23 protein-coding genes and 3 tRNA genes are annotated in these 21,055 nt (G+C 32.9%); 19 read left to right on the forward strand and 7 right to left on the reverse strand.

Going from position 1 to position 21,055, the window contains the following annotated elements:
* Nucleotides 1-24 precede the first annotated feature (24 nt).
* The gene (locus KTQ83_RS07190; RefSeq protein ID WP_244975807.1) at nt 25-576 is read right to left on the reverse strand and encodes an ABC transporter ATP-binding protein; all 552 of its coding nucleotides are present in this window, start codon (nt 574-576) and stop codon (nt 25-27) included.
* 4 nt (nt 577-580) lie between these two features.
* Nucleotides 581-955: a GntR family transcriptional regulator gene (locus tag KTQ83_RS07195; RefSeq protein WP_022615829.1), complete on the reverse strand. Its 375-nt coding sequence runs from the start codon at nt 953-955 to the stop codon at nt 581-583.
* 311 nt (nt 956-1,266) lie between these two features.
* Between KTQ83_RS07195 and KTQ83_RS07200 the strand changes: the two genes are divergently transcribed.
* Together KTQ83_RS07200 and KTQ83_RS07205 are read left to right on the forward strand one after the other, a co-directional pair.
* Nucleotides 1,267-1,563 carry a DUF2089 family protein gene (locus tag KTQ83_RS07200; RefSeq protein ID WP_066734721.1) on the forward strand — a complete coding sequence of 99 codons (297 nt, stop codon included), beginning with the start codon at nt 1,267-1,269 and terminating at the stop codon, nt 1,561-1,563.
* A gap of 2 nt (nt 1,564-1,565) precedes the next feature.
* Nucleotides 1,566-1,847: a hypothetical protein gene (locus tag KTQ83_RS07205; protein WP_066734718.1), complete on the forward strand. Its 282-nt coding sequence runs from the start codon at nt 1,566-1,568 to the stop codon at nt 1,845-1,847.
* A gap of 548 nt (nt 1,848-2,395) precedes the next feature.
* On the opposite strand, the gene KTQ83_RS07210 is transcribed toward KTQ83_RS07205, so the two are convergent.
* The 4 genes from KTQ83_RS07210 to KTQ83_RS07225 all read right to left on the reverse strand — a co-directional run bounded on the left by KTQ83_RS07210 (nt 2,396) and on the right by KTQ83_RS07225 (nt 4,941).
* Nucleotides 2,396-2,470: transfer RNA gene (locus tag KTQ83_RS07210), tRNA-Glu, on the reverse strand.
* Between the two features lie 49 nt (nt 2,471-2,519).
* Entirely contained in the window at nt 2,520-3,926 is a 1,407-nt protein-coding gene (gene pepD, locus KTQ83_RS07215; RefSeq protein WP_217256400.1) for a beta-Ala-His dipeptidase, read from the reverse strand.
* Between the two features lie 63 nt (nt 3,927-3,989).
* Entirely contained in the window at nt 3,990-4,376 is a 387-nt protein-coding gene (locus KTQ83_RS07220) for an Hsp20/alpha crystallin family protein (RefSeq protein WP_117924250.1), read from the reverse strand.
* A 79-nt stretch (nt 4,377-4,455) separates the two neighbouring features.
* The gene (locus KTQ83_RS07225) at nt 4,456-4,941 is read right to left on the reverse strand and encodes an LURP-one-related/scramblase family protein (RefSeq protein WP_217256401.1); all 486 of its coding nucleotides are present in this window, start codon (nt 4,939-4,941) and stop codon (nt 4,456-4,458) included.
* A 248-nt stretch (nt 4,942-5,189) separates the two neighbouring features.
* Here KTQ83_RS07225 and KTQ83_RS07230 point away from each other — a divergent pair, with 248 nt between their 5' ends.
* Genes KTQ83_RS07230 through KTQ83_RS07255 form a run of 6 tightly spaced genes read left to right on the forward strand, consistent with a single transcriptional unit; the run spans nt 5,190 to nt 11,004 of the window.
* Nucleotides 5,190-6,743, forward strand: coding sequence for an aryl-sulfate sulfotransferase (locus KTQ83_RS07230; RefSeq protein WP_217256402.1), 1,554 nt, complete (start codon nt 5,190-5,192; stop codon nt 6,741-6,743).
* A gap of 59 nt (nt 6,744-6,802) precedes the next feature.
* The gene (locus KTQ83_RS07235) at nt 6,803-7,324 is read left to right on the forward strand and encodes a GTP pyrophosphokinase (RefSeq protein ID WP_217256403.1); all 522 of its coding nucleotides are present in this window, start codon (nt 6,803-6,805) and stop codon (nt 7,322-7,324) included.
* Nucleotide 7,325: 1 nt separating this feature from the next.
* A complete protein-coding gene (locus KTQ83_RS07240; protein ID WP_217256404.1) occupies nt 7,326-7,994 on the forward strand; it encodes a response regulator transcription factor in 669 nt (222 codons plus the stop codon).
* A gap of 23 nt (nt 7,995-8,017) precedes the next feature.
* On the forward strand, nt 8,018-8,695 hold the full coding sequence (locus KTQ83_RS07245) for a response regulator transcription factor (protein ID WP_186998778.1): 678 nt from the start codon (nt 8,018-8,020) through the stop codon (nt 8,693-8,695).
* Nucleotides 8,688-9,920 (forward strand): sensor histidine kinase, encoded by a 1,233-nt coding sequence (locus tag KTQ83_RS07250; protein WP_217256405.1) that lies wholly within the window; start codon nt 8,688-8,690, stop codon nt 9,918-9,920. The genes KTQ83_RS07245 and KTQ83_RS07250 overlap by 8 nt, the downstream gene beginning before the upstream one ends.
* 10 nt (nt 9,921-9,930) lie before the next feature.
* On the forward strand, nt 9,931-11,004 hold the full coding sequence (locus KTQ83_RS07255; protein ID WP_117924234.1) for a M24 family metallopeptidase: 1,074 nt from the start codon (nt 9,931-9,933) through the stop codon (nt 11,002-11,004).
* Nucleotides 11,005-11,020: 16 nt separating this feature from the next.
* Here KTQ83_RS07255 and mnmE read toward each other — a convergent pair whose 3' ends face one another.
* Nucleotides 11,021-12,349, reverse strand: coding sequence for a tRNA uridine-5-carboxymethylaminomethyl(34) synthesis GTPase MnmE (gene mnmE / locus KTQ83_RS07260; protein WP_117924232.1), 1,329 nt, complete (start codon nt 12,347-12,349; stop codon nt 11,021-11,023).
* A gap of 71 nt (nt 12,350-12,420) precedes the next feature.
* On the opposite strand from mnmE, the gene KTQ83_RS07265 reads away from it, so the two are divergent.
* From KTQ83_RS07265 to KTQ83_RS07315, 11 genes are all read left to right on the forward strand, one after another.
* Entirely contained in the window at nt 12,421-13,017 is a 597-nt protein-coding gene (locus tag KTQ83_RS07265) for an L-threonylcarbamoyladenylate synthase (protein WP_199593107.1), read from the forward strand.
* Nucleotides 13,018-13,206: 189 nt separating this feature from the next.
* Nucleotides 13,207-13,455 carry a hypothetical protein gene (locus KTQ83_RS07270; RefSeq protein ID WP_118115047.1) on the forward strand — a complete coding sequence of 83 codons (249 nt, stop codon included), beginning with the start codon at nt 13,207-13,209 and terminating at the stop codon, nt 13,453-13,455.
* 72 nt (nt 13,456-13,527) lie between these two features.
* A tRNA-Leu gene (locus tag KTQ83_RS07275) sits at nt 13,528-13,611 on the forward strand.
* Between the two features lie 62 nt (nt 13,612-13,673).
* On the forward strand, nt 13,674-14,579 hold the full coding sequence (locus tag KTQ83_RS07280) for a leucine-rich repeat domain-containing protein (protein WP_117924227.1): 906 nt from the start codon (nt 13,674-13,676) through the stop codon (nt 14,577-14,579).
* Nucleotides 14,579-15,847, forward strand: coding sequence for a vWA domain-containing protein (locus KTQ83_RS07285; protein WP_186998783.1), 1,269 nt, complete (start codon nt 14,579-14,581; stop codon nt 15,845-15,847). Before KTQ83_RS07280 ends, KTQ83_RS07285 begins: the two co-directional genes overlap by 1 nt.
* Nucleotides 15,844-17,313 (forward strand): ATP-binding protein, encoded by a 1,470-nt coding sequence (locus tag KTQ83_RS07290; protein WP_217256406.1) that lies wholly within the window; start codon nt 15,844-15,846, stop codon nt 17,311-17,313. The genes KTQ83_RS07285 and KTQ83_RS07290 overlap by 4 nt, the downstream gene beginning before the upstream one ends.
* A gap of 12 nt (nt 17,314-17,325) precedes the next feature.
* On the forward strand, nt 17,326-18,105 hold the full coding sequence (locus tag KTQ83_RS07295) for a SagB/ThcOx family dehydrogenase (protein ID WP_217256407.1): 780 nt from the start codon (nt 17,326-17,328) through the stop codon (nt 18,103-18,105).
* A gap of 36 nt (nt 18,106-18,141) precedes the next feature.
* The gene (locus tag KTQ83_RS07300) at nt 18,142-19,419 is read left to right on the forward strand and encodes a hypothetical protein (RefSeq protein ID WP_186998785.1); all 1,278 of its coding nucleotides are present in this window, start codon (nt 18,142-18,144) and stop codon (nt 19,417-19,419) included.
* Between the two features lie 33 nt (nt 19,420-19,452).
* Nucleotides 19,453-19,527 (forward strand) — tRNA-Thr (locus tag KTQ83_RS07305).
* Nucleotides 19,528-19,579: 52 nt separating this feature from the next.
* On the forward strand, nt 19,580-20,713 hold the full coding sequence (locus KTQ83_RS07310; protein ID WP_217256408.1) for an O-antigen ligase family protein: 1,134 nt from the start codon (nt 19,580-19,582) through the stop codon (nt 20,711-20,713).
* Between the two features lie 39 nt (nt 20,714-20,752).
* On the forward strand, nt 20,753-21,031 hold the full coding sequence (locus tag KTQ83_RS07315) for a hypothetical protein (RefSeq protein ID WP_217256409.1): 279 nt from the start codon (nt 20,753-20,755) through the stop codon (nt 21,029-21,031).
* The last annotated feature ends 24 nt before the right edge of the window (nt 21,032-21,055 follow it).

Consider the following 21,055-nt stretch of genomic DNA (forward strand, 5'->3'; position numbering starts at 1 on the left):
TCTGATACTCCCCTATAAAAATGGCTATTTATCAACTGTTTGTTGTGACATAGCCAAATCTAAAAACATTTCTAAAATATCATCTCGAATTATAGGGTCAAGTCCACTTGTTGCTTCGTCAAGAATAAGTAATTTTGAGTTATGAGATAAAGCAACCGCTATGGAATACTTCATGTTCATTCCTTTTGAAAATTCTTTTAGTTTTTTGTTGATAGGAAGTTCAAACTTATTTAATAGCTCAAAATACTTTTTATTATTCCATTCAGCATAGATATTTTGAAAAACTTTTCCTAGCTTTTCGGGTGTTAAATTGTCGGGATAATTACTTCCATCAAATACAACACCGATATGTTCTTTTGTTTTGGCGTTGACATCTTTCCCATTGAATACAGAAATTTTGCCTTGTTCAGTAACAATCAAACCTAAAATAGCGTTAATTGTTGTGCTTTTTCCAGCTCCATTTTCTCCAATCAATCCAACGATACTTCCTTGAGGGACAGTAAAGGAAATACTATCAAGTTTGAAATCTTTGTATTGTTTTGTTACCCCGTTAAGCTCTAAAGCATATTTTTCCATAATATCATTCCTCCTCATATAATAGTTCAAGCAAAGATTGTAATTTATCCAGCTTTATTCCGCTTACCTTTGCAATTTCAATCGCTTCTGTAAAATAATTTTCTATTTTCTTTTGCTGTTCTTCCAAATAGAAATCTTGATTTTGAACGGATACAAAGCAACCTTTTCCTGCGGTTGTTTCAATAAAACCGTCCTTTTGAAGTACATCATAAGATTTTTGAACCGTTAAAACACTAATATGCAACGACTTTGCCAGTCCTCTTATAGAGGGAAGTGCTTCTCCAGCTTTCAAATCTCCGTTTATAATCATTGCCTTTATTTGTGAAGAAATTTGCTCATAAATCGGTATGCTGGCATGATTATTGATAAAAATATCCACTATACCACCGCCTTGTCTTATACTGTATCACTAATACAAGTACAGTATAGTATTATATGATACGATTGTCAATAAGTTTAGGCTTGTATTACATAAGGATAGTAACTGGAAGATTATAGGGTAAATGAGAATAAACCGTACATTTTTTATCGGATTTGTATGCTTGCTCATTTTAATTTTCAAAATAAAAAATTCATTCTTTGTTTCATATCTCTTATAAAATAAAAATAAATATAAAATTAATATAGACTTTAATTTTATTTATGTTATATTTAATATAGTTAAAGTATAAGTGAAAGGAGGATGTAAAAATGGAGATTGATAAAATACCTCAATGGATACTGTCTTTAGAACAAGAAGATGTTACCTTTTTAAAAAATTTTGTTTTAAAGTCTGGGTCATTAAAAGAAATCGCAAAAACGTATGGTGTTACTTATCCAACGGTACGATTAAGATTAGATAAGCTAATACAAAAAATAGAAATGTCTGACCAAAAAGAAGAAGAACCATTTACGACTTTTGTGAAAGGTCTTGCGGTTGATTCACGAATAGATTTAGAAACCGCAAAAATTATTATCGAAAAATATAAAAAAGAAAAGGAGAGATGATTATGTCTATTTTATTAAATTTTTTCAGTACGCTTATCATTACTATTATTATTGTTTGTATGCAAAAATATCTTAGTACAAAAAAAGCATGGCAATTAGGTGCGATTGTCCCTTTGATTTCAATTATCGTTTTTGCATACATATACTTTGTAAGTTCTATACAAATTGCTGAATTTCTTGTTCCATGCACAATTATTCTTGTTTTGGAACTTGTTATATGGATAGACGGAAGACATCAGTATCGTAAAGAGGAACTTAATAAAATGAAGGTCAAAGATTTATAAAGTACTTTGCTTTTATAAAGGAAGAATTATATGGTTGGACTAAAAAAACGTGATATTAAAAAGGCATTAAAAGCTGGTGCTATAAATGATGAAAACAATCTTAAAATTTGAAATAAGAGCGAATAATCATATTGCGTGAATGAAACATGGGAGATACACAGATGCTTTGTGTTATCTCCCATGTTTATTTTAGTGTCATATCAAGGCTCATTCAATCGTGGTATATTCGTGGTAAAATGAGTGTTTTTCTATACTTCAAAATGCTTAGAAATATAGTATTTATACGGATAATCAAAAATTAGATATAAAATTTCTGTTAATTTTTCTAACATTATAAAGATTAGTCCTTTCTAAGATTTACCAATCTCTGTATTTTAAGTACATAGCGTAAAGTAATTTCATGAATACACTAAGTACTAAAAGTCTGCCTAAAAGTTCTAATATATTACCAAACATATAACTGTATAAATCCTGGTATATTCTTAATATATCTTACACGATTTGTACATAAAATAAAAACTCCTTTATGTAAAGGAGTAATTGTTTAATGGTAGCGCGTACGGGATTTGAACCCGTGATACAGCCTTGAGAGGGCTGTGGCTTAACCGCTTGCCGAACGCGCCATGTGCTTAAGTATTATAGCACAAAATAAAAGAGAAGTATAGACTTCTCTTACAATTCTGCAATCAAATCGCATAAGTTTTTATAGGCTTTTTGAAAAGATTCTAGGTTTAATTTTTCTTCTGGTGTATGACAACCTTGGGCAATAGGACCGTATGTGATGATATCTAAATCTGGAATCAATCCTTTTAGAATACCCGTTTCCATACCGCCGTGTGATGCTTCCGTTTCCATTTCTACACCTTGTTTTTTTAAGATTTCTTTTAATTTTTCTCTTAATGAACTGTTAGCTTCATAGTTCCAACCACAGAAGTTTGTATCTTCATGTTCAGAAGCATGACATAACTGTGCAATAATTTTGATTTTATTTCCTAATTCATCCTTCATAGATTCTAATGGGGAACGGATGCAGAATGCACATTTTACAACATTGTCTTCTGTTCTTAGCTTACCTAAGTTAAGGGAAGCTAGAGTTAATCCTTCGATAGCCATAGATTTATGTTGTAAACCATTTGGTAGTAAGTAGTATAGTGTGATCAATTCGTTTGAATCTTTTGAAGTAAAAGCTTTAATGGCTTTGTCTGATTCTTCCAATTGAATATCGAGTTTACTATCACTAAATTCAAATTCTGTTTTTAAATCTTTTACGATAGAATCTATATTTGGCTTGATGTCTGAAACGAAAGTTGCCTCTGCTTCTCTAGGAATCGCATTCTCTTTAAGTCCACCATTCACAGATACGATTTGAATATCTTTTAATGTTTGCAGAACTCTAAATAAGATTTTAATGGAGTTACCCTTCTCTTGATCAATGCAAGCACCTGAATGCCCTCCATCTAATCCTTTGACAGTAAGTTTGTAGGTTGGTTTGTCAACTTCTTCAAACGTGCATGTTTTATCGACATAGGCATAGCGACCACCACTTGTAGTGGTACAAGTACTAACTTCACCACCACCATCTAAACCAATCATTTTCTTGGCTTGGAAGTATTCTTTCTTTAAATGGATAGATCCTAATAGACCTACTTCTTCTTGTACAGTAAATACGCATTCTAAGTTTGGATGTTTTAGAGTATCATCACTAAGAATGGCCAATATGTAGCTAACGCCAAATCCATCATCGGCACCTAATGTTGTTCCTTTTGCTTTTAACCAGCCATCTTCAACATATAAATTTAAAGCATCGGTTTCAAAGTCAAAGTCGACATCCTTATTCTTTTCGCATACCATATCCATATGTGCCTGCAACATAACTGTATCGTGATCTTCGTAGCCTGGTGTAGCCTCTTTATAAATAATCACATTATTCATGTCATCACGAACATATTTAAAATCATGTTCCTTCGCAAAATTTTCTACATAGTCTGCGATTTTTTCTTCATGAAATGATCCATGAGGAATCTTTGAGATTTCTTCAAAATATTTGAAGATAACAACATTTTCATCTAATACACTCATTGTTTGTACCTCCACTTGATTAAAAATAGTATAATCCAAAAAATGAGAGACGCAAGTCTCTCACTATTGAATATTGATATATCTTGTTTCTTCTTCACGCTTCACTGGTTTTGTAGGTAATAAGATAAATAATTCACCATTGTCAAAACTAGCTTTGATATCCTCTTGTTTATAGCCTTCACCAATATAGAAAGAACGAGAATAAGTTCCAGTAAATCTTTCTTGACGAAGTACACGCGTATCTTCTTTGTTGATATTACGAGTAGCTGTGATCTTTAAGTAGCCATCTTTTAGTTCAATTTGAATATTTTCTTTTTGAATCCCACAAACCTCCATGCAGATTTGATAATATCCATCCTTTTCATAAATATCTGTTCTTAATACAGTACTTGTATCTTGTTTTTTAGTATCATTGAAAAAGTCATCAAAATAATTAGGGTAATAGCGCATATTGAATCCTCCTTAGCACTTATATCTTTTAACTGCTAGTATCATAGTACAATTATTTGGCACAGTCAAGAGCTGAGTGCTAATAATTTTGTCGCTTGTTTCTAGAACATTTTTCTGCATCAATAGCCAAGACAAACATAAGCGCATCCAATGCATTTTCTGGGTCTTTAACATCAATGACATAGGTATCTGTTAAATTAAATATTTCTTTACGAATAATCGCTACAGTATCATAGTTTTCATCCACAATTGTATAATTCCATTCAGTAAGAGTTCCATCAATATGCCATCCATTATAGTCAATGTGGTAATGTGGAGTAAAGAAAGATAATTCTTTCGATAGACATCCAATATATTCATTATTCTTATAGATTTCAAATTTAGGAAGTAAAGTCATCACCTTTTCTAATACATTACCCACTTCATTTCCATTTTGATCATAAATGACTAGCTTATGTCCCCAAGAAAGCCTTCCTTCAACTTGATATATGATTTGACCTGACTCATCATAAATATCATAGCTATCAAACCAGGAAAAGAATCTTTGTTTAAATAATAGTTTCATAGTATCATCACCACATAAATTATAACATTTTCTAGAATTCTTAATTTGTATCTTCACATCTTTTAAGGTTTATTTAAGTTTGAATCAGTATACTCACTTACGAAATAGGCGATTATACTTTTCATGCCCTTAAAATAATCATGCCTATTTCTTTTTTTTTGACAAATTGAAATTTCCGTTAAAATCTTAAGAAAACTTAAGGAAATCTTAAGAAAAACATAATACAATATTTCCGAGGTGGATTATTTATGAAGAAAAAACTTGGAAATATATTGATTTTTGTGCTGATTATTGGACTTACCATTGGATATGGAATTTATAAAGATAGTCAATCTACAGTCACAGTCAATAAAATTTATACGATGGAGTTTCAAGAACAAGCATTATCGGATTTAGAAAATGAAAAAGGAAATGGGAACTATACACTTCAAAATATATTTATGAAATACAATCCTTTTTCAACCAATACACAATCGATGTATGTTTATTTTAATACATCCAAAGTGGCTAAAATTACATATACAGTGAGTTGCAGCGATTACGCGGATTTTACAGCTACGGCTTATCAGGCTAAAGAATATCAAAAGGAACATGAGTTTCAATTGATTGGTTTGATTCCAAATTGTACAAATACAATCACAATTACAGCCACCTATAAGGATGGAACAAGTCAAAGTGTAAGTACAAACTATACAATGGGATCACTTTTAGGTGATGAAGATATACAACTTAAACAAGTGTCTGGTTCTAAACAAGATTTAGGCAATGCTTTATATACACTATTAGGAAATGATGCGGATGATCAAGACTTTGTCTATGTGTATGATACAAATGGCGTTTTGCGTGGGGAAATTCCAATTATTGGATATCGTTCTCATCGTATGTTGATGCAAAATCAAATCTTATATATGAGTGTATCTACACATAGAATGGCTGCCATCAATCATTTAGGTATGATTGAACACATTTATAATTTGGGTAATTATATGGTTCATCACGATTATCAATTTGATCAGGATGGAAATTTGATTTTATTAGCTACAAATGAGGAAAAGAATAGTGTAGAAGATTGTATTATTAAATTGGATGTAGATAGCGAAGAAGTAAGTGAAGTATTAGATTTAGAAGATTTGTTTAAAAGCTACAAAGAGAGTACGGATCATAAAGAAGGTTCAAAATGGGATTGGCTGCATATCAATACACTTCAATACTTAAGTGATGATAGTGTTATTCTTTCTTCTCGAGAAACAAGTTCGATCTTTAAAATTAATGATATAAGCACAAATCCAAGTATTGGCTATATCATAGGCAATGAAGATTTCTGGAAAGATACAGACTATACAAAGTATTTATATACAAAAGTAGGGGACTTCTTGGCGAGTGGAGGACAACATACCGTAACATATATGGAAGATGATGCATTAGAATCTGGTCAATATTATCTATACATGTTTGATAATAATTTTGGATATTCTAAGACAAGAAAAGATTATGATTGGACTGTCAATGATGGAATTCAAACAAGTATTACAGAAGGCACGACATCCTATTACTATCAATATTTAGTGGATGAAAATGAAGGGACATATACATTGACCAATTCATTTGAAGTTTCGTTTAGCGCCTATGTATCGAGTGCACAAAATTTAGGTGATCATATTGTCGTAAATTCAGGAATTGCAGGACTATTATCCATTTACGATACGGATGGAAATCTTGAACAACAGTTCAGTATAAAGAAAAATGATCGTTTTATTTATCGAATTTATTTTTATGACTATAAAGGATATTGTTTTAGTTAGAGAGTAATTCTCTAACTTTTTTTAAGCAAATTTTAAGTGTTGTTTAGTATGTTTATGGTATGACATATAAAGAATTTTATGGATCTGACTATGATACGTTTAAAAATGTTTTGGATAAGGTTTTAAATACAATTCATTCGAGTGTATTAGCTTGTATACAATATACGACTTCTAGAATTAAGTCATCAGAAAGTGTTATGAAAAAGATAGGCAATGAATATTCTTTGCTTCATGATATTATTGGAGTTCGCATCATTTGTTCGTTTGTGGATGAAATCTATGAAGTAAAGGATTGGATTCATTCATGCTTTAAAGTGGTGGAAGTAAGAGACTATTTAAGCCAACCCAAACCCAGTGGGTATCGCAGTCTACATGTGATTTGTGAAGTGGATGGATGTTTAGTTGAAATCCAAGTACGAACGATCGCATTAGATTTTTGGGCAAATCTAGAACATCAAATTCATTATAAGAAACATATTGAAGATGAAGATTTGATATGTAGTGAATTAAAACGATGTGCCGATGAAATTGCTTCTTTAGACTTATCATTTCAGACAATCAAAGATAGAGTCAAGGGATAATATGCGATTATTGGTAGCGGATGATGAAGTGAATTTGGCTAAAGCACTACAAGCCGTCTTAGAAGATGCGGGCTATAATTGCGATGTGTGTTTTGATGGGAATAGTGCCATTCGTTTGATTTCCCAAGAAATTTATGATGGATTGATTTTGGATATTATGATGCTTGAAAAGAATGGTTATGAAGTGCTAAATCAGATTTGCAAACAAAAAAATGATATTCTGGTATTACTTTTAAGCGCGTTAAATGAAGTGGATAATAAAGTTACAGGTTTTGATTTAGGTGCCAACGATTATCTATCCAAACCCTTTTCGACAAAGGAATTGATTGCAAGAGTCAAAGTGATGTTAAAAGAAAATGTGATAGACGATTCTTATTTACAATATCAAGATATTCTATTGAATAAGAAAGAAGAAACACTTGCGTGTAAGAATACAAAATATCAATTGACTAAGTTGGAATGTAGTATTCTTTCTTTATTGATTCGAAGTGAATCGAATCGAGTAGCTGTTTGGCTTGTGATTGAAAAAGTTTGGAACAATTGTGTAGATGTGAATCAGAATACGGTTTCACTTCATATATCCTATTTAAATCGAAAGTTATCGGCATTACAATCTTGTGTATCTATAAAAATGAGTAAAGAAAATATAGAACTGTGTGTTAATATATAAAAAAAGAAGAAAGGGCGTGCACTATGAATATATTAGTTGTGGATGATGAAAAAAACATTGCGTATGCGATTGCACAAATTTTAGAAGAACAAAAATGGCAAGTAACTATGGCTTATGATGGACAAGAAGGTTTAGATTTAGCCCTTAGTGGATATTATGATGTAGCTATTTTAGATATTATGCTCCCTGTTATGAATGGTTTTGAGATTGTACAGAAAATGCGTGCCAATAAGATTGAAACTCCAACTTTGTTGTTGTCGGCATTGGATGAAATTCCAGATAAAGTGAAAGGCCTAAATGTAGGGGCCGATGATTATATGACTAAACCATTTTCGGCTGCAGAACTTGTTGCTCGAATTAATGCACTGACAAGACGCAAAGGAGAAGTCATTGTACATGAATTGAAGTATGATGATTTAGCGTTACAACTTGATACTTGTGAGTTGTATTGTGCAAGTCAACATATTCATTTAGGATATAAAGAATTTGAAATCATGAAACATTTAATGTCACATCCTGAAATGATTACTTCTAAAGATGATTTAATTGTTTCGGTATGGGGTAGTGAAAGTGATGCGATGGACAATAATGTAGAGGTTTATATCTCTTTTTTAAGAAAGAAACTAAAATTTTTAAAAAGCAAAGTTTCAATTAAGGTGATTCGAAAAGTTGGATATCGACTAGAGGTTTGTGATGCTTAAAAAACTACAGACTAAATTCATTTTGATTTTAATGTCCTTTGTCAGTGTGATTTTACTATCTGTATTTGGTATAGTTTGTTGCTCAAACTATATTCATGATAAAAAGGATGTTGTGCGAAGTTTAGAAATGGCTTTACGATTAAAGGATAAAGATTTTTCGATTTCATTTGGAAACAGTCGAAATTTTAATGGGAATTCCTTCGTGATTTATACGGATTCAAATTATGAATATATGATCACAAGCCGTTCAGTATGGAATATTTATGCAGAAGATGCGCAAAGCTTAATTGAGAGTGTAAAAAATAAAGACGATATCGGAATTTTGAAAAGACAAGGGTTTGCGTATAAAAAAGAAAAAATTACCAACTATCAAGTGGATGAAAACACAATTATTCCTTCAGGTTATGCCGTAGCCTTTGTGGATGTATCTCATATGCAGTCTTCTTTTCAAAGAATGTTGATTATATCTATTCAAATTGGATCGAGTGTATTACTGGTATTCTTTATACTAAGTTGTATTTTAAGTAAATGGGCACTAAAACCAGTCGAACAGGCATGGGATAAACAGAAACAATTTGTGGCCGATGCCAGTCATGAATTAAAAACGCCATTAACGGTTATTTTAGCGGATAGTGATGTATTAACCAATCATTCGACAGAAACCATTTCTTCACAAAAACAATGGATAGAATCGATTCAAAGCGAAGCGAACCGCATGCGAAAACTTGTAGAGGATATGCTGTTTCTTGCCAAGAATGATGCGAATCGAATTGAAATTTCAATGCAGAATTGTTCGCTTAGTGATATATGTTTTCATTGTGTTTTACCGTTTGAATCCATTGCGTTTGAAAAAGGTATTGATTTAATCGATGAAGTGGAAGAGAATATAGAGGTACATGGTAATGAGTCACAGTTAAGACAATTGATATTAATTTTCTTGGACAATGCGATCAAATATACACCTTCAGGCGGAAAGATTTATTTTAAATTATGTAAGATACAAAATAAACCCGTCATTACAATTCGTAATACAGATAGCTACATTCCACCAGAAGATTTAAAACATGTATTTGAACGCTTCTATCGTGTTGATAAGTCAAGAAAGTATCAAGGAGGGGCCGGTTTAGGCTTATCCATCGCAAGTCAAATTGCGCAAAGTCATAAAATCAAATTAAGTGTGACAAGTGATGAAAAACAAGGTACAGAATTTACTTTGAATTTCTAGGAGGATAATTATGTTTCAAAAAAGAGTCGATCAAGTGATCGCAAAAATGAAGGCGGATGGGCTTAAACAAATCTTAGTTAGTGAACCATGCAGCATTTATTATTTAACAGGTGTTGATGTAGGTCCAGGAGAAAGATTGTTTGCGCTATACTTGAATGATGAAGGAAGAAAAGTATTATTTTTAAATACATTATTTACGGTTGAACAAAAGGATTGTGAAGAAATTTGGTTTAGTGATACAGACGATTCCACTTCACTTTTAGCTAGTGTTATTAATTCCAGTGAAACGCTAGGTGTTGATAAAGATTGGACAGCACGTTTCTTGATTCCTTTAATGGAAAAGTGCGAAGGATTAAAAGTTGTTCTTGGATCAAAATATGTAGATGATACTCGTGCCATTAAGGATGAAAAAGAAATTGAATGTATGATTGAAAACTCACAGATCAATGATGTTGTGATGGAACGTACAAGAGATTTTATTAAAGAAGGTATGACTGAAAAACAAGTGGAAGCTTTTATTCTTGAACAATATAAATTGCTAGGATGTCAAGACGTATCATTCTCACCTATTTGTTCTTTTGGAGCTAATGGTGCAGATCCTCACCATATGCCAGATGATTCTGTGTTAAATGCAGGTGAGAGTATTGTCATTGATATTGGGGGAAGAAAAGATCGTTATTGTTCGGATATGACACGTACTTATTTCTGTAAAGAAGCAAGTGACGAATATAAAAAGATTCATGATATTGTACGTGTTGCCAATGAAAAAGCGGAAGAAATTATTCGTCCAGGCGTTCGTCTATGCGATATCGATTTAACGGCTCGTAATTATATTTCTAGCTTTGGTTATGGCGAATACTTTACACATCGCCTAGGACATTTCATTGGTCAAACGGATCATGAATTTGGGGATGTAAGTTCAACCAATACAGAAACTGTAAAACCAGGCATGATTTTCTCGATTGAACCAGGTATCTACTTACCAGAAAAGATGGGTGTTCGTGTTGAAGACTTAGTACTTGTTACTGAAGATGGTTGTATTGTATTAAATAAACTAGATAAAAAATATGCGATGATTGGTTAATAATCATCGCATTTTACTATTTACCTAAACAGAATTTAGAAAATAATGTATCCAACAAGTCTTCTCTATGAACTTCACCTAAGATTTCTTTCAAATGATCATGAGCAGCCTGAATGTCAATCTCAATTAAATCAGGTTCTACCATCATATCCATGGCTTCTTTGGCACGTAACATATCTTCTTTGGCTTGATTCAATAAACCAATTTGACGCTCATTTGAAAGTAGTGGATCTTCCTTTAATAAATCTTCATGATACAAGTTTTCCAAGGCATCAATTAAAGGTTGAATCTCTTTATTGGCAGCTGAAATCCAAATGCCATCTTTATTAGCTTCAGTTTTATCTAACTTATTATAGATAATTAAACGCATCTTATCTTTTGTCAGTTCTAATAATTGTTTATCTTCTTCATCCCACTCTTTTGAACCATCGAAGACTAAAAGAACCAATTTGGCATCTTTTAATCTTTCCTGACTTTTTTCAATGCCAATCTGTTCAATCTTATCGCTGGATTCATGAATACCAGCTGTATCAATTAAATTCAATTGTACACTGCCAATATGAATTTGCCCCTCAACCAAGTCTCTTGTGGTCCCCGCAATATCTGTAACGATGGCTTTATCTTCTTCAAGAAGTGCGTTTAATAAGCTGGATTTACCAACATTTGGCTTACCCACAATAATGGTATCAATACCTTTTTTTAACATTTGCCCCGTCTGTACACGAGCAAGAATACGATCGATCTTGGTTAACCATTCGTTAGTTTTTGGAAGTAAATCATTCGTCGTTAATTGTTCTACATCTTCATATTCAGGATAATCAATATTCACTTCGATCTGCGCAATGATATCCATTAAATCATCAATCAAAGGCTGTAGTAGCTTTTTTACACTTCCTTTAATTCCATGAATGGCCATACTTGCTGCGGTATTGTTGCTTGCTTCAATCATATCTTGAACGGCTTCCGCCTGCGATAAATCAATTCTTCCATGATAGAAGGCACGTTGCGTAAATTCTCCCGGTTTTGCCAGATCTGCTCCAGCACTTAATACCATCGATAAGATTTTACGAGTAATAAAAGTACCACCATGACAATTGATTTCGACAATGTCTTCGCGTGTATATGTTTTTGGAGCTCTAAAGATAGAAATTAAAACTTCATCAACAGGATTTTTATCGGTATCTATAATAAAACCATAATGAACGGTATGACTTTTCGCATTTATGATATTACGGTCAAATATTTTTTGAGTGATTTCAATAGCCTTGTCACCACTTAAACGAATGATGGAAATGGCACCATCCTGCAAAGAAGTGGAGATGGCTGCAATTGTATTTTCAAACATTGTTAACATCCTTTCTTTCTTAGTGTATTTTATCATAAAAGATGTATAATGTCTTAGACAGAGGTGTAAACATGAAAGAATATACTAAAAATCAAGTACACGAAGTAGCGTGTGCATTTAATGAACATAAAATTATTGCTCTTCCTACAGATACAGTATATGGAGTTGGAGTAAAATATGGGAATTTAGAAGATTTAGAACGATTGAAACGCGCAAAACATCGTCCAGAAACGAAACCAATCCCAATGATGGTTTCAAATGTAGAACAAATGAAGCAAGTTGCGTTAGTGGATGAAAGAATTGAAAAGATTGCGGCTAAGTTTTTACCGGGTGCATTGACGCTCGTTGTGAATGTAAAGGACAGTGTTGATTCAGTATACACAAATGGCTTAAGTACAATTGCGATTCGTATTCCAGATGAAAAATTTATATTAGATGTGATTGATGAGTTGAATTGTCCAATCTTGGTCACAAGTGCCAATCAGTCTGGAGAAAAAACAGCACTTACAAGTGATGATGTGTATGAACAGCTTCCAAAAATTGATGGTATTGTACTTGGAACGTGTAAAGCGTTACAGGCAAGTACGATTGTTGACTGTACAAAAGAAAAGTTACAAATCTTAAGACCTGGACCTATTTCTTTAGAAGAACTAGAATCCGTATTATAGAAAAAAACACCCAGAACCTATGTTGTAGGGCATAGGCCAGGGTGCATACGAACACATCTAGAAGTAGTATGCTTCTAGCAGTTCATCTAGTATGTTACTCTGAATTGGATAAGATTCAATGTTTTGGGTTTAAATTTAAACATATGTTAAAACTTGTCAAAATGAGGGGTGTTGATTATAATACTATGTATGACAGAAGAAGAAATGATTAGACAAATTGCCGAGCCTATACTTAAACAATTGGAAAAAATCGAAAAGGAACTTGGAAACCATCGGATGCCGCAGCTTCCGCAAATTAAATTTGTGAAGGAATCTGAAATGGGAGATGGTCCTTTTATGATAGGTGACATTGAGGTTACAGATGAGCTTTTAGAAAAAGTGGAAGCCTATATCCAAGAAGAGATTGAAATGATGCATAAGCCAACTGTACTACATTAAAAAGCCACAAATTTAAAAAAACACTTGCATTTTATTTTATGTTAGTGTATTATAAGTGAGCACGTTGGAAATGCGGGTGTGGCGAAATTGGCAGACGCACCAGACTTAGGATCTGGCGCCTTCGGCGTGGGGGTTCGAGTCCCTTCACCCGCACCACTTGTAAATTTAGACAATTACTTCGGTAGTTGTCTTTTTTTGTTTTATGTTATAATTTTTCTATGAATGTTTGTGTATATTATGAGAAAATAAATGAAGATTCCATTCGTATCAATCGAGTGTATTCATTAAGTCCCAAGATAGAAATACCAGAATCCATTGATGGATATGTTGTTCGTGAAATTGGAAATTATTGTTTTTCTTCAAAAAAAGTCGATTTATCGAAAGCTATTTTAAGTTGTGACATTCCTTCGAATTATCATGAATGTAGTGGGGTTGATGTAGAAAGTGTTAAGTTTCCGAGTACTTTAAAAAAACTTGGGAATTATGCGTTCTACAATTGTCGGAAGCTAAAAGAAATATATTTACCTTTTTCTTTAATGAGTATAGGTAGCGATGTGTTTATGAATTGTTTAAGACTCAATCATATTTATTATGATTGTTCAATTTTTGATGTTACTTTCCTGAAACAAATCTTAACGCAAATCACATGGGATGTAGAAGTTCACTTTTTAGATAGTTCTATATTCTATCCAGAATACAATGGGGGTTATGATGAAGTGGGCCCTGCTCATATCTTTGCCCTGAATATTGAAGGGGAAGGTTTTCGTATGCGTCAATGTTTTAAAGAGGGGAAAATCGATTTTGACGGATATGATGCTTGTTTTGAAAAGCTATGCGCTGAAGAAAGTGAATCTTGCATCTTTCATGTAGCGATTCTTCGCTTTATGATGGGATCTGAACAATACATTCCTTATTTAAGGGCACATGATTTGACTTCTTATTTACATGTATATAAAGATATATGTGCTATGGTAGAAAAATTGTTAAAAAAAGAATGTCTTGGTCAATCCGATCTAGATCGATTGATTTTTATGGAAAAGGATTTAGAAACTCGTACTCTATTGATGGAATTAAAGAATAAGATGTTTAAATCATCATCGACATATTCTTTTGAGGATTTTTAATGCGACAAAGTGAATGGGAAAAGGAAAAGGCGATTCATATCTTAGAATTAGTTCGATCCGAACTCTATATGGATATGCCACATTTTTTAACAGCTTTAAATACGTTGGTGTTGAAGGAAGATGAGCGTGTAGCTATATGTGCGACAAATGGCGTGTATTTTTACTATAATCCATTAAAGATTATTGATTTATTTCAGAAGAATGCAGTGTTTTTAAATCGTAGTTTTTTACATAGTGTTCTGCATTGTTTATATAGTCATATTTGGCTTAAAAAAAATCGTGTTGAATTTATTTGGAATGTAGCTTGCGATATTATCGTGGAGTATACATTGGATTCGATGCATAAAAAAAGCGTTTCGCGAATCTTGTCATATGTTCGAAAAGATGTATATCGTGAAATTGAAAGTTTAGATGGGCTGAGTTGCATTACAGTTTATGAATGGCTTTGTACACGTGGTGATATTCAAGATTTATATTATGAATTTGTGGTGGATGATCATGCTGCATGGCCTAAAGAGCAGGATGAGAACGTACCTCAATCTTCTACTGTTCAAAAAAAGTGGCAAAGTGTTGCCAAACAAACATTGTTTGATCATAAACAAAAAGGGAAGGATAATGAGGATGGGGATGCCTTTCTTGTGTCGAGTTTACAGGCAAAGAAATCGAAATACTCTTTTTCACAGTTTTTAAAACGATTTAGTATTGTGAAAGAAGAAATGCAAATAGATTTGGATGAATTTGATTTGTCCTATTACACATATGGAATGTCGATCTATAAGAACATGCCATTGATTGAGCCTTTAGAGACAAAAGAAGTCAAAAAAATCTATGAGTTTGTGATTGTACTCGATACGAGTTATTCTATTGATGAAAATCTTGCGAAGCGTTTTATATCCAATACATATAGTATTTTAAGCACTTCAAATATGTTTTATAAATCGTGCAAGGTGCATATTATTCAATGTGATGACAGAATCCGCAAAGACGATGTTATCTCAAATCAAAATGAGATGGATCAATTATTGAATTCATTTACTCTAGTGGGTAAAGGCAATACCGATTTTAGACCGGTATTTAGCTATGTGAATGATTTGATAGATCAAAAAGTTTTTCAAAATCTTTGTGGCCTGCTTTATTTTACCGATGGCAAGGGAATCTATCCCAAAAAGAGTCCGGCCTATAAAACAGCCTTTATTTATTTAGAGGATTATGATCAAAGTAAAGTGCCTTCATGGGCAATTCAATATAGATTGGAAGAAAAGTTATGAATATATTACAGGCAAAAAATGAAATAAAAAATACTGTACAGGCATATTTATCGAAGAATTCGTTTGGTGAATATGAGATTGAAGCGAAGAATCAACGACCTTTATTGTTGATTGGTCCTCCTGGTATTGGTAAAACACAGATTATGGAACAAATCGCAAAGGAATGTCAAATTGGACTTGTCAGCTATACAATTACGCATCATACACGTCAAAGTGCTGTGGGCCTTCCTTTTATTCAAGAAAAGGAATTTCAAGGAAAGACATACTCGATTACGGAATACACAATGAGTGAGATCATTGCGAGTGTTTATTCAAAAATGGAAGATACAGGATTAAAAGAGGGTATCTTATTTATTGATGAAATCAATTGTGTATCGGAAACATTAGCACCTACTATGTTGCAGTTTCTACAGAATAAAACCTTTGGAAATCAGAAGGTTCCTTGTGGCTGGATCATTGTAGCAGCAGGAAATCCGAGTGAATATAATAAATCGGTTCGTGATTTTGATGTCGTGACAATGGATCGTATTCGTTATATTCATGTTGAAACGGATTACTATGTATGGAAAGAGTATGCGATTTCAAAACATATACATCCGATGATCTTAAGCTATTTGGAATTAAAGCCCAATCATTTCTATACTGTTTCAACAAGTGTAGATGGTATGGAATTTGTGACGGCAAGAGGCTGGGAAGATCTATCTTATTTACTCTATACCTATGAAAAGATGCATCTAGAAATCTCTCAAGATACGATTTATGAATATCTGCATCATGAAGATATTGCCGAAGATGTTTTCGCCTATTATTTGATGTATAAAAAATATCAGGATGATTATGGCATTGATGATATCTTAAACGGAAATGTATCGAGTACAATCTACGCTCGATTGTTTAATGCCGATTTTGATGAAAGAGTCTCTGTTGTTAATTTGGTGATGGATGGTTTACTACGACAAGTGAATTTATATTCTTTTGAAAAACATTGTACAGATCTTTGGTTTAGTTTCTTGAAAGAATATCGCAAAGATATGGATTCTTCTTATTTGGACCATACAAAGGTATTTATGGCAAATTATCGTGATAAATTGCAGGCAGAATTATTAAGTATTTCACAAAAACATGAACATGAATTTGTGTTAAATAACATACAAAAAGTAATGGTGGATGAAAGTTTAGATCCAAAGTCACGTTTTGATTCTTGTACAAAGCCTTTCTTTGAACAAAAGGAAAAAATGGAAAAGTTGGATAGTCAATTGAAGCTGGAGATTGAAAATGCGTTTGAATTTATGGAAAGTGCATTTAAGGATGGTCAGGAAATGACAATATTTGTGACCAATCTAACAATGTCAGCTGAAATGGCTTTATATTTAAGTTCACATACGATTGATGTATATGAAAAGTACAAACAAGTCTTGTTGATAGGAACACAAAAGGCAAGATTATTGGATGAGTTAGCGCATTAAAAGGAGAAGAGTATGGATTATTCAGACTTGAAATATGATATGGAAGAATTTGAATCGGACCAAGATAAAAAACTTCCACAACCCCCATTGGTAAAGGATGCAATGCGAACGGAATCGATAGAACTTCCTAAAAATTTTGATGCGTTATCCATTTGTTCTAACTTTTTAGATATCATAAATACACGCCATAGTAGTCGTGTATATACGCAAGAACCTATGTCTTTGTTGGAACTATCTTATATGTTGTGGACTTGCCAAGGTGTGAAACAAATTCGTGGGAAGAAATATGCGACCTTGCGTACTGTACCTTCTGGAGGAGCTAGACATGGTTTTGAATTGTATTTTGTATGTCAAAATGTAGAAGGGTTAATCTCTGGAACCTATCATTATTTGCCTATGGAACATCGTATTGAGTTTTTAAATCCAATTGAAAAGATAAGTGATGTTTTGGCATCTTCCTTATGTGATCAATTATGGGCCTTAAAAGCCAATGTGATTTTCTATTTCAGCTATATTCCATATCGTACCGAATGGCGCTATGGATATCTTGCGCATCGAATAGCTTTAGTGGATTTAGGCCATGTTGGAGAAAATATATATTTGGCAAGCACAAGTATTGGTTTAGGAACTTGTGGAATTGGAGCGTGTGTGACAAGGATTTGTGATGAAATGTTTGAATTGGAAGGCGAAAATGAATTCATTATTTATGCGCAGCCGATTGGGAAGGTGAATAAAGAGGATTTTGTGAAAGAAAAATCTTTTTATGAATTTGTTGAAAAAGAAGGCTTATAATGTGTTAAAATAGATTCGAACTAAGGAAAATATATTATGAGTAAAAATGATAAGAATATAGATGCTTATTCAAAAGCACTTTTAGATAAAAAAACAGAATATAACGATGAATTAAAAAAGCCTAAAGTGGTTCATCAGATGTCTGAAGCAGAAAGAAGACAGGCTGAAAAGACAATGTCTTCAGCTTTAGATATGCTTCGTAAAGAGCGTGGTCAAAAAACAATTGAGGAAGAAGAACAGTTTTATCAGGAGCATGAAGATGATTTAAAAGACATGGATGATGATTTTACAACTTCTTCGATAGAAAAGGAACAATCCAATGAGGCATTAGATCTTGTGCATGCGATGTTAAAGAATATGTCAAATGAGGGTGACGAAAATGAAGAGGTAGTTATCCAAAAGGAAAAGAATCCAAACGAAAAGAAAGAAAAAAAGGAACATAAACCAAAAGAAAAGAAGTCTAAGAATAAACAAGTCAAAGAAAAGAAACCGTTGAAGAAGATCACAAAAATTGTGTTATGCGTAATCTTAGTAGGCTTGGTTGCCTTAGGTGGATATGCATATAAGGTTTTGGTGTATGATCCACAAAATATTGTTTCTGAAACGCAACAAAAAACATATGATAAATTAGTGTCTTATGCGGATGAGTATGGAGATAATATGATGTCAGATGCTGAGAAATTAGAGCTTCTAGATTTGGATAAAGATTATCAAAAGCTTTTGGATAAACAAAAGACTTCAATCAATGAATATTTTAAAGAACAGACTGGCAAAACATATAAGGCTTTGTTGAAAGATATGAAGCAGCTTCATCATGATAAAGAAGAAGTTAAACTTCCTGCTTATCAACAAATTGTTGGTTTATTAAATGGTTGGGAATCAAAATCGGATGAAGAAAAGATGGCTGTAGCCGATATGCAGTCTACATATAGTTCATTATCTAAAAATTTAAAAGATGAAGTGGATACTTTATCAAAATCAAAGACAGGCAAAGACTTTATTGATCTATGTAAAGAACAGGGTGAATTAAAGGCGGCTGCCGAGGAAAAGGCTCGTCAGGAAGAAGAAGCTAAAAAAGCAGAAAATGAAAAGAAGGTTAAAGAATATCAAACAAGCTTGAATAGTTTGCAGCAAGACTACAATACGTATGCACAATATGCACAGAGTCTAGAGTCTGATTTGGCATATGCGCAACAAAATGGAGAAGATACTGCAGATATTCAATCTCAGATTGATACAAATAATCAGATGTTGTCTTCTTTGCAGCAACAAATTACATATTATCAACAACAGATTTCTGCTTTACAATCTTAAAAAATAAGACTATTCTAATAGGGTAGTCTTTATGCCGACTTAGCACAGTGGTAGTGCAACGCACTCGTAACGCGTAGGTCATTGGTTCAAATCCGATAGTCGGCACCATGTTTTGAAATTAAGCTGGTTCAACCAGCTTATTTTTTTGAAGGGAGAATCTATGAATTTAGATGAAAAAATGATTTTATTGGCAACTGCCTTTCTGTTTTTGCCCTATCAAATCGCAAGTGTAGGAATCGCATGCGTTTTAATACAAGCATTATGCCGACATAAAATGGTGGATGCCATAAAGAATCAAACGGGCGCAATTCTCTTTTACAGCTTTAACGTATTGGAATTTATTGTTTCCATCTTCCATTCGAACTGGACAGGTTTTGGCAATACATGGTTATTTGTGTTGATTGGTTTATATGGAGCCTATTATCGTAGAAGTATCACAAAAAGTACATTTGAAAAGATGTGTGATCTTATTATTATTTTGTCGGTATTTGCGGCTATCTACGGTTTGTATCAGTTTAATCAGATTTCCCTTGCGAATGGACGAACATTTTTAGAATTTCATATCTTCAATTCACCAAAACGAAGAATTACTTCCACATTTATGAATGCGAATATCTATGCGATGGTCATTGATTTTGTATGCGTGATGTGTATGTATCGTTTTGTGAAAAACGACAATATTCTTTGTAAGATTGGTTATTTTATAATTGCACTGTTTAATTTCTTTGTTCTATATTTAACGGGATCTAGAACGGCATTATTACCATTTGTGGTGATTTTTCCTATCTTTCTTTATTGTGTGCGATGGAAAAAACTGTTTATCACATCCATTGTATTCGAACTTGGTATATGTGGTTTAGTATTCTTAAAACCAACATTGATTCCAAGAATCAGTGATATGTCAACTTTTGCCTCTCGTATTAAGATTTGGAAGACAGCATTTATGTGTATTTCAATGTATCCATTCTTTGGATGGGGTCCGCAGACATATCAGAAGTTTTATCCATTAGTACATGGTCATAAGGCACCTCATGCCCATAATATTTATATTGATTCCATTTTGTCGTATGGAGTTGTTGGAACAGTAGTGCTTTTGGCATATACATTTGTGCTAAATAAGGAAATCTTTACTTCGAATACAAGAAAAGAAAATCCTGCATTATTTGGCATGATGATGTGTTTTATTGCGATTGTGTTGATATATGGATTGTTGGATTGTACATTAAATATTGTCACAACAGGAACTTTATGTTTTATCATTTTAAATAGTGCTTGCATGTACTTAGAAAAATAAATACAATAATTTTAGAAGACAGACAGTAGAAGGAGTTTTATGAAATGTATATCACTTTTTGTCTGTTTTTTTATTGGTTTACAATCGATGATTGTGCCAAGTTATGAAGCTTTAATTTCAAATATAGAATCCAAAGTCGATACAATTCATGAAGATAGGGCTAGTTTTTTATCTTTAAAATGTAGGGATATTGCGATGGATGTTACATCTAAAAAAACGGATTTACGGATTGAAATGGATAAACAAGAAAAGTTTGTGGATGAACTTGAACGTAGGTATAAACAAAAGGCTATGTCACAACAAACAGTTGATAAATAGCCATTTTTATAGGGGAGTATCAGA

Origin of the sequence: Holdemanella porci (genome assembly GCF_019052655.1) — a bacterium.
Lineage (GTDB): Bacteria > Bacillota_I > Bacilli_A > Erysipelotrichales > Erysipelotrichaceae > Holdemanella > Holdemanella hominis.

What these genes read in the sequence shown, in the direction of transcription:
- KTQ83_RS07190 (WP_244975807.1), bottom strand. Translation starts at nt 576, where the DNA reads ATGGAAAAATATGCTTTAGAGCTTAACGGGGTAACAAAACAATACAAA.
- KTQ83_RS07200 (WP_066734721.1), top strand. Translation starts at nt 1,267, where the DNA reads ATGGAGATTGATAAAATACCTCAATGGATACTGTCTTTAGAACAAGAA.
- KTQ83_RS07205 (WP_066734718.1), top strand. Translation starts at nt 1,566, where the DNA reads ATGTCTATTTTATTAAATTTTTTCAGTACGCTTATCATTACTATTATT.
- pepD (WP_217256400.1), bottom strand. Translation starts at nt 3,926, where the DNA reads ATGAGTGTATTAGATGAAAATGTTGTTATCTTCAAATATTTTGAAGAA.
- KTQ83_RS07220 (WP_117924250.1), bottom strand. Translation starts at nt 4,376, where the DNA reads ATGCGCTATTACCCTAATTATTTTGATGACTTTTTCAATGATACTAAA.
- KTQ83_RS07225 (WP_217256401.1), bottom strand. Translation starts at nt 4,941, where the DNA reads ATGAAACTATTATTTAAACAAAGATTCTTTTCCTGGTTTGATAGCTAT.
- KTQ83_RS07230 (WP_217256402.1), top strand. Translation starts at nt 5,190, where the DNA reads ATGAAGAAAAAACTTGGAAATATATTGATTTTTGTGCTGATTATTGGA.
- KTQ83_RS07235 (WP_217256403.1), top strand. Translation starts at nt 6,803, where the DNA reads ATGACATATAAAGAATTTTATGGATCTGACTATGATACGTTTAAAAAT.
- KTQ83_RS07240 (WP_217256404.1), top strand. Translation starts at nt 7,326, where the DNA reads ATGCGATTATTGGTAGCGGATGATGAAGTGAATTTGGCTAAAGCACTA.
- KTQ83_RS07245 (WP_186998778.1), top strand. Translation starts at nt 8,018, where the DNA reads ATGAATATATTAGTTGTGGATGATGAAAAAAACATTGCGTATGCGATT.
- KTQ83_RS07250 (WP_217256405.1), top strand. Translation starts at nt 8,688, where the DNA reads ATGCTTAAAAAACTACAGACTAAATTCATTTTGATTTTAATGTCCTTT.
- KTQ83_RS07255 (WP_117924234.1), top strand. Translation starts at nt 9,931, where the DNA reads ATGTTTCAAAAAAGAGTCGATCAAGTGATCGCAAAAATGAAGGCGGAT.
- mnmE (WP_117924232.1), bottom strand. Translation starts at nt 12,349, where the DNA reads ATGTTTGAAAATACAATTGCAGCCATCTCCACTTCTTTGCAGGATGGT.
- KTQ83_RS07265 (WP_199593107.1), top strand. Translation starts at nt 12,421, where the DNA reads ATGAAAGAATATACTAAAAATCAAGTACACGAAGTAGCGTGTGCATTT.
- KTQ83_RS07270 (WP_118115047.1), top strand. Translation starts at nt 13,207, where the DNA reads ATGACAGAAGAAGAAATGATTAGACAAATTGCCGAGCCTATACTTAAA.
- KTQ83_RS07280 (WP_117924227.1), top strand. Translation starts at nt 13,674, where the DNA reads ATGAATGTTTGTGTATATTATGAGAAAATAAATGAAGATTCCATTCGT.
- KTQ83_RS07285 (WP_186998783.1), top strand. Translation starts at nt 14,579, where the DNA reads ATGCGACAAAGTGAATGGGAAAAGGAAAAGGCGATTCATATCTTAGAA.
- KTQ83_RS07290 (WP_217256406.1), top strand. Translation starts at nt 15,844, where the DNA reads ATGAATATATTACAGGCAAAAAATGAAATAAAAAATACTGTACAGGCA.
- KTQ83_RS07295 (WP_217256407.1), top strand. Translation starts at nt 17,326, where the DNA reads ATGGATTATTCAGACTTGAAATATGATATGGAAGAATTTGAATCGGAC.
- KTQ83_RS07300 (WP_186998785.1), top strand. Translation starts at nt 18,142, where the DNA reads ATGAGTAAAAATGATAAGAATATAGATGCTTATTCAAAAGCACTTTTA.
- KTQ83_RS07310 (WP_217256408.1), top strand. Translation starts at nt 19,580, where the DNA reads ATGAATTTAGATGAAAAAATGATTTTATTGGCAACTGCCTTTCTGTTT.
- KTQ83_RS07315 (WP_217256409.1), top strand. Translation starts at nt 20,753, where the DNA reads ATGAAATGTATATCACTTTTTGTCTGTTTTTTTATTGGTTTACAATCG.